Annotated in this window: 2 protein-coding genes; one reads left to right on the plus strand and one right to left on the minus strand. The window is 63.0% G+C overall.

Translation table 11 applies throughout. From position 1 onward, the window contains the following. Window positions 1–283: 283 nt before the first annotated feature. Window positions 284–1,240 carry a serine hydrolase domain-containing protein gene (locus AC1DY5_RS54980; RefSeq protein WP_478122588.1) on the minus strand — a complete coding sequence of 319 codons (957 nt, stop codon included), beginning with the start codon at window positions 1,238–1,240 and terminating at the stop codon, window positions 284–286. A gap of 34 nt (window positions 1,241–1,274) precedes the next feature. Between AC1DY5_RS54980 and AC1DY5_RS54985 the strand changes: the two genes are divergently transcribed. After that, the coding region (locus AC1DY5_RS54985) for a hypothetical protein (RefSeq protein ID WP_478122589.1) at window positions 1,275–1,584 on the plus strand (310 nt) is incomplete at its 3' end.

Below are 1,584 nucleotides of genomic sequence, written 5' to 3' on the forward strand. Positions count from 1 at the left end.
GGGTCGGTTTGCGTCTTGGCAGCCATAGAGTTTTATCTTTCCTCATCTGGGATGAGGAGTTTCAATATCCATGATACCAAGTGAAACCATGGGATTCAAGGCGCGTCGCTAACGACCCACCCGGTGCACTGGGCGAATTTGATGGGGCGGTTGCTGGCCGACCTACTTTAGCGTCCGCGAACGCCGTCGAGCTTAGGGTGTTCGCGAACTGGACGGTCGAGTCGAAGGGCGGCTTGTGGCCGGCTGTAGCCGGTCGCGGCCCGGAGCTTTGGACTAAAACCGATCACTTCCCACCCGAGGCCAGCCTCTTCTGGACGGCTTGGAAGATGCGCCCCCGAGCGAGTCCGATAGCCTGCGCTCGCTGTTGGCTCTGTGGCGACACCACGGATGTCACGGCGACCACCAGACCCAGCGGCACGTGAACCCAGATAGCTTGGCCTGCATAGCCGCTGGCGAAAAAGGTCTTGTCGGATGCCACCCACCAGAACAGCCCATAGGGTAGTCCGACAGGCGGCCCCCCCGCGCTTTGCGGCTTGACGACCTGGGCCGCGAACCCGGCAGGTAGCAGGGGCCGGTCTGCCCAACGGCCGTCCTGCAGCAGCAGGTACCCTAGCTTGGCCATATCCACCGTACGCAGGTGCACCAGGCTGCGCGCGTACGTAGGCTCCCGCATGGCAAGTGGCGCGACGAGCTGGTCGCGCGCTAGGTCCGCAATCGGCCGCCCGCCCACTCGTTCGAGAATGGCCGAGACCATGACGGGCACGCTGTTGTCGTAGGAAAACCGCTCGCCTGGCTCCGCGCCCAGAGGCCGGGCCCATGCCACGGCCGGAGCCAGCGGCGCGGCCGTGCCGCTGCTGTCATTGGCTTCAAAGCCCGGGGTCATCGCTAGCATGTGCCGGAGCGTAATGGCCTGCGCCCGTGGATCGGGGTTGAGCGACTTCCATTCGGGCATGAGTTCGATCACCGGCTGGTCCAGAGACGCAAGCTTCCTCTGCTGCAACGCAGTGCCCACCAGCACGGCCAGGGCGCTCTTGGTGACCGACTGGGTGTCGCGCAGCGCGTCTGGGTTGCCGTCGCGGTAGTACTCGTACACCGTGCGGCCTTGCAGGACGACAACCACGCTCTGGACATCGCTGAGGTTCTCGGCGATGTCCTTGTCGAAATCCTCGAATGCGGCAGCGTCGAGGCGCTGCTCTTCGGGTGTCGACGACCGCCAAGGTGGCATGTCCTGCGCCGCCACGGATGCCCCGGCCATYAGGCAAAGGCATAGGAAAATGGCTCGCATCAATGTATTCCGGATGGTTGTCGAAGGCAGCGCCATCGTATTGAATGTCTTCTTTTGGCAGGATTCTGCGGTAGGTCCGAACGCCCGCTCCTGGCCGATTGTTGCCTACCTTGTCGTCAGTGCGCACGCGCTTCAAAAGCCAAGGTCGAACGTCCGCAAGTGGCAGGAAGCGGGGGGCCTGCTTGGATGCGGCTATGCAAGCTTGATGGTGAGAAAAGCGAAGAGTGCCACAGCGCCAACAAAGATGAGGCTATCCAGGAAGAGGACAGCGCGCAAGCTCAACTTGGGCACCTCGCCAG

The sequence above is a fragment of the Variovorax sp. P4_D9 genome (assembly GCF_056401695.1).